We start from the raw sequence: 6,451 nt of genomic DNA, 5'->3' as shown, positions 1-6,451 counted from the left end.
AGGAGGAGATGCCGGCGCGGCGTGGTTGGTGGGTTTGGGGCCAGGGGGTGGGTTGGTGGAGGAGGCGGATGTGGCCTTGGGTCCAGTCGATGTGGGTGGAGGGGGTGGCGGCGTGCAGGGTTTGCGGGAGGAGTTGGTGGTGCAGTGCTTGCACCATCTTGATCACACCCGCCACACCCGAAGCGGCCTGCGAGTGGCCGAAGTTCGACTTGATCGAACCCAGCCACAGCGGATTCGCCTCTTCCCGGTCGCTTCCGTAGGTGGCCAGGAGGGCCTGGGCCTCGATGGGGTCGCCGAGTTTGGTGCCGGTGCCGTGCGCTTCGACGGCGTCGACGTCGTGGGGGGTGAGTCCGGCGTTGGTCAGCGCCTGGCGGATGACTCGTTCCTGGGAGGGGCCGTTGGGGGCGGTCAGGCCGTTGCTGGCGCCGTCCTGGTTGACCGCCGAGCCGCGGATCACCGCGAGTATCCGGTGGCCGTTGGCCAGGGCGTCCGGTAGCCGTTCCAGCAGTACCAGGCCCACTCCTTCGGAGAACACCGTGCCGTCGGCCTCCTCCGAGAACGCCTTGACCCGGCCGTCGGTGGCCAATCCTCGCTGCCGACTGAAGTCGATCAGGAGCTCGGGCGTCGCCATGACCGTCACACCGCCCGCGATGGCGAGGCCGCTCTCGCCGCGGCGTAGTGACTCGCAGGCCAGGTGGATGCCGACGAGAGAGGATGAGCAGGCCGTGTCCACGGTCAGCGCCGGCCCTTCAAGACCGAGCGTGTACGCCAACCGGCCCGACATGACCGAACCGGCGTTTCCTGTCTGCAGGTACCCCTCGATCTCCTCGGGATATCCGGTCCCGATGCCGTATCCGGTCTGCGTCCCGCCGATGAAGACCCCGGTAAGGGTGCCGCGCAGTGAGTGCGGGTCGATTCCGGCTCGTTCCAGCACTTCCCAGCCGACCTCCAGCAGCAGCCGCTGCTGCGGATCGATCGCGATCGCCTCCCGCGGACTGATCCCGAAGAAACCCGCGTCGAATTCGGCGGCCTGCTTCAGGAACCCACCTTCGCGTAAGTACGTCGTGCCGATGTTGCCCGGGTCGGGGTGGTAGAGGTTGTCCAGGTCCCAGCCCCGGTCCTCGGGGAACGTGGTGATCCCCGAACGGCCCTGCTCGACCAGCTCCCACAACTGCTCCGGCGAGCCCACCCCACCCGGATACCGGCACGCCATCGCCACGATCGCGATCGGCTCGCCCGGCTCTGAGATCCTCGGCGCGGAGGCCACCACGGCGTCCCGGGCCTTCCGCGCGGTGTCACCGGTCAGGCGGCCCAGCAGATAGGCCGCAGCAGCAGCCGGCGTGGGGTGATCGAACACCAGCGTGGCCGGCAGCTTCACCCCCGCCGCCCTGCTCAGCCGGTTACGCAACTCCACCGAGGTCAGCGAATCGAACCCCAGCTCCTTGAACGGCCGGCCCGCCTCGATCACCTCATCGGAACCATGCCCCAGCACCGCCGCCGCCTCCGACCGCACCAGCGACACCACCACCTGCTCCCGCTCCACCCCCGGCAACGACGCCAACCGCCGCTGCAACACCGACCCGCCCCGCTCCTCACCCGCCACCCGCACCGACCGCCGCGCCGGAGCCCGCACCAGCCCACGCAGCAGCGCCGGCACGCCTCCCTCACGCGTGCTCACAGTGCGAGTGTCGAGGGGCAACGGCAGCACGAACGGCTCGGGGTCAGCCAGAGCGGCATCCAGCAGTTCCATGCCCTGGCGAGCGCCCATCGCGGTGAAACCGGACTTCTCCAGCCGCTTAAGATCCGCTGCGGCTAGCTGGCGGGTCATTCCACCCGTTTCTGGCGCCCACACACCCCAGGCCAGGGATTGTGCGGGGAGGCCGTGGTGGCGGCGGTGGGTGGCCAAGGCGTCCAGGAACGCGTTGGCGGCCGAGTAGTTGCCCTGTCCGGCGCTGTCCAAGGTTCCAGCAGACGCCGAGTACAGCACGAACGCGGCCAGGTCGAGGTGGCGGGTGGCTTGGTGAAGGTGCCAGGCGGCGTCGGCTTTGGGGGCGAGTACCCGGTTGATCTTGGCCGGGTCCAGCGAGGCCAGTACCCCATCGTCGAGGACGCCGGCGGTGTGGAAGATCGCGGTGAGTGGGTGTTCGGCGGGGATGCCTGCTAGGAGTGCTTGGGTTTGTTCGGGGTGGGAGAGGTCGTAGGCGGCGAACTCGACCTGGGCGCCCGCAGCTTGCAGGTCGGCCCGGAGCTGCTCGGCGCCTGGTGCTTGGTCTCCGCGTCGGGAGGCGAGGAGGAGGTGGCGGGCTTGGCCGGTCGCGGCCAGGTGGCGGGCGAGGGTTGCGCCGAGGCCGCCGGTGCCGCCGGTGATCAGTGTCGTGCCGTCCGGGTCCGGGGTGTGCGGGATGGTGAGTACGATCTTGCCGGTGTGGCGCGCTTGGGCCATGAACCGGAACGCGTGTCCGGCCTGACGGACGTCCCAGCAGCGGACCGGCAACCGCCGCAACACCCCCTGCCCGAACAGGTCGAGTAGCTCGGCCATGATCGCGCCGACGCGGTCGGTGCCGGCGTCCATCAGGTCGAAGCTGCGGTAGACGGCGTGGGGGTGGGTGGCGTGGACCTGGGCCGGGGTGCGCCGGTCGGTCTTGCCCATCTCAATGAACCGGCCACCGCCGCTGTCGGTGAGGAGGTCGAGGGAGGCGTCGGTGAACTCCCCAGCCAGGGAGTTGAGCACCACATCCATACCGTGCCCGGCGAAAGTGCGGGCGAAGTCGAGCGTGCGGGAAGAGGCGATGTGATCCTCCGGGACACCCAGCCCGCGTAACAGATGCTGCTTGGCCGGAGAAGCCGTGGCGAACACCTCAGCACCGAGATGCCGGGCGATCTGGATCGCGGCCATACCCACCCCACCCGCACCCGCATGGATCAGCACCCGCTCACCCGAACGCAACCCAGCCAGATCCACCAGCCCATACCAGGCCGTGGCGAACGCCACCGCCACCCCCGCACCCTCAGCGAACGACCAACCCACAGGCAACCCGCACACCAGACGCCGATCAGCCACCACGACAGGACCGAACGCAGCCTCCCCCAACCCCAGCACCCGATCCCCAACCCGCAACCCCTCCACATCCGCACCCAGCTCGGTCACCACCCCGGCGAACTCACCACCGATCGGCTCCCCCTGCTCAGGCACCATGCCCAAAGCCACCACAACATCCCGGAAGTTCAACCCCGCCGCCCGCACCGCCACCCGCACCTGCCCAGACTGCAGCCCCTGATCCGCTTCCGGGGCGGGCACCAGGGCCAACGCGTCCAGCGACTCCTTGGTGACACTGTCCAACCGCCACGCACCGGCCCCCTCAGGAGTGTGCAGGTCGTTGGAGGTGGCGGCCTTGGCCAGGCGGGGCACCAGCACGCGCCCCTCACGTACCGCCAACTGCGGCTCGTCCTGCACGCCCAGCACCGAGACCAGCGCCTGCGACGACTGCGACGCCTCGTCCACATCCACCAGCAGAATCCGGCCCGGATGCTCCGCCTGCGCCGACCGCACCAGCCCACACACCGCCGCACCCACCAGATCCGGAGCACCATCGGTCCCCAGAGCCGCCACCGCACCCCGCGTGACCAGCACCAACCGCGCCCCGGCCAGCCGCTCCTCACCCAGCCAACGTCCCAAGAGATCGGTCAGCCCGCTCAGGCTCGAACGCAGCTCCTCGGGCATCGACCGCTCGTCCCCGACCGCGCGGACCGCCTCGAAACGCATCATCACCACTTCGGGGACGTCTCCGGTTGCCGCGTCCACCAGCTCGGCCACGTCGGCGTGGTACGAGACGTGCTCGGCCACCGATGCCAACGCGGCATCAAGGTCCGTGCTCCGCTCACCGACCACCGCCACCCGGCGCAACGGTTGACTGGAGACCTCCTTGGGGAGCGGAACCCAGTGCAGATGGTGCAGCCACTCCTGCCCCGTCCGGCCCGTGGCGGTGAGCCCGTCGGCTGGCAGCGGACGCGACACCAGCCCTTCTACCACCGCCACCTGGGCGCCGGTGGCATCGGCCAGATGGACAGTGGCGGTCCCGTCAGGGGCCGACGTGATGTGCACACGCAGCCGTGTGGCGCCCGAGGCCAGCAGTTGCACCCCGGTCCAGGCGAACGGTAGCTGTACCTCCGCTTGCGGCGGGCCGGTGAGGGTCGTGGCGTGCAGGGCAGCGTCCAGCAGAGCGGGATGCAAGCCGTATCGGGCGGCCTCGGCCGCTTCCCGCTCGCCGAGCTCCACCTCGGCGAACACCTCACCATCACGCGCCCAGGCACGCTTGAGCCCCTGGAACGCCGGACCATACCCGTAACCACGCTCGGCCAGCACAGCGTAGAAACCCGCCACCTCAACCGGCTCGGCACCGGCCAGCGGCCATTGGGCCAAGTCGAACCGCGGCTGCCGCTCCCCTTCAGAGGCTGAGGCGAGTGTGCCCTCCGCGTGCCGGACCCACACCCCGGCACCGGCGCCGGAATCGGTGCGGGAGTCGGTGCGGGAGTGGATGCTGACCGCGCGTCGCCCATCCGATTCCGGCGCGGCCACCCGCACCTGCACATCCACCGGCTCATCAGCGATGACCAGCGGGGCGTGCAGGGTGAGCTCGTCCAGCACCGGGCACCCGGCCTCATCACCCGCCCGAACCGCCAACTCCACCATGCCCGCACCAGGAAACAGCACCGTGGCACCCACAGCGTGATCGGCCAGCCACCGCTGACCAACCCGAGACAAACGACCAGTAAGAACCAGCTCACCGGTATCGGCAACCTGCACCGCCGCACCCAGCAGAGGATGACTCACCTCACCCAACCCCGCCGCACGCACATCAGCCCGCCGCTCACCCTCCAACCAGAACCGACGCCGCTGAAACGCATACGTCGGCAACTCCACCCCACCAACCCCACCAACCCCGGCGGCGGCCTGGCCGACCCCAGCGGCCCGGCAATCCCCGGCGATCCCGCCAACCCCGGCGACGGCCTCGCCGACCCCAGCGGCCCGGTCATCCCCGGCGACGTCGCTACCACCGGCGGCCCGGCCATCCCCGCCGAGCGTGCCGACCCCGGCGGCCTCGCCGAGCGTGCCAGCTTGGCCGGTTCCGTCGAACAGTTTCGGCCAGTTCACCTCCACACCAGCGACGAACGCCTCACCCACCGAACGCAGAAACCGCGCAGCACCACCCTCACCCCGCCGCAACGACCCCACCACACCAGCCTCCACACCCACATCATCCAAAACCTCCTGAACACTGCCCCCCAACACCGGATGCGTACTCACCTCAACAAACGCATCATGACCATCAGCCACCAACGCCCGCACCGCAGACTCAAACTCCACCCGCTGCCGACAATTAGCAAACCAATACCCCCCACCCATCTCCACCCCCGACAACAACCCACCCGTCACCGACGAATACACCGGCACCCGCCCCACCCCAGGACGCACCCCCGCCAACAAACCCTCCAACTCCCCCCGCAACCCCTCCACCATCACCGAATGCGACGCCACCGTCGACCCCACCACCCGCGCCCGAACCCCACGCCCCCGCAACCGACCCACCAACACCTCCAACGCCCCCAACTCACCAGCCACCGCACACGAAAACGGCCCATTACACGCCGCCACCTCCAAACCACCACCCACCACCCCCAACTCCCCCACAACCTCCCCCACCGACAACCCCACCGCCGCAATCGCCCCCCGCCCTGCCAACTCACGCCCAAACAACCGACTCCGCAACGCCACCACCCGCGCCGCATCCTCCAACGACAACACCCCCGCCACACACGCCGCCCCCACCTCACCCAACGAATGCCCCACCACCGCAGACGGACGCACCCCCAACGACTCCCACAACCCCGCCAACGCCACCCCCACCGCAAACAACACCGGCTGCAACACCTCAATCGACCCCAACCCACCCCCACCCACACCCACACCATCGCCCACACCCACACCCTCGCCCTTGCTCTTACCCTCGCCCTCAACCCCACCCACACCCTCAACCCCACCCGAACCCGAACCCGAACCCCCGCCCGCACCCGAACCCGCACCCGAACTGGACAGCACGTCCATCACATCGAAATCCACAAACGGAGCCAACGCCCGCCCACACTCCTCCAACCGCGCCGCAAACACCGGAGACACCCCAGCCAACTCCACCCCCATCCCCACCCACTGCGCCCCCTGACCAGGAAACACAAACACCACCTTCCGACCACCACCACCAACACCACCCCGACTCCCACCACCACTCCGACCCCCACCACCAACACCGGCCACCACCCCAGCCGACACCTCACCCCCGGCCAACGCCTCCAACCCGGACAGCAACTCCTCACGCCGCGACCCGATCACCACCGCACGATCCTCAAACACCGTGCGTGACACAGCCAAAGACCGGCCCACCCCCGCCACCGACAC

Annotated in this window: 1 protein-coding gene and 1 pseudogene; both read right to left on the bottom strand. The window is 69.4% G+C overall.

Features of this window, described 5'->3' with window-relative positions:
* The coding region (locus ABD844_RS00030) for an SDR family NAD(P)-dependent oxidoreductase (protein ID WP_344871548.1) at window positions 1-5,182 on the bottom strand (5,182 nt) is incomplete at its 3' end.
* Window positions 5,183-5,212: 30 nt separating this feature from the next.
* A pseudogene (locus tag ABD844_RS53005) lies at window positions 5,213-6,196 on the bottom strand (acyltransferase domain-containing protein); the annotation flags it as partial.
* Window positions 6,197-6,451: the final 255 nt, after the last annotated feature.

It is taken from the genome of Nonomuraea antimicrobica (assembly GCF_039536965.1).
Classification (GTDB): Bacteria; Actinomycetota; Actinomycetes; order Streptosporangiales; family Streptosporangiaceae; genus Nonomuraea; species Nonomuraea antimicrobica.
The sequence above is the reverse complement of the archived record's forward strand: the minus strand, read 5'-3'. Positions and strand labels throughout refer to the sequence as shown.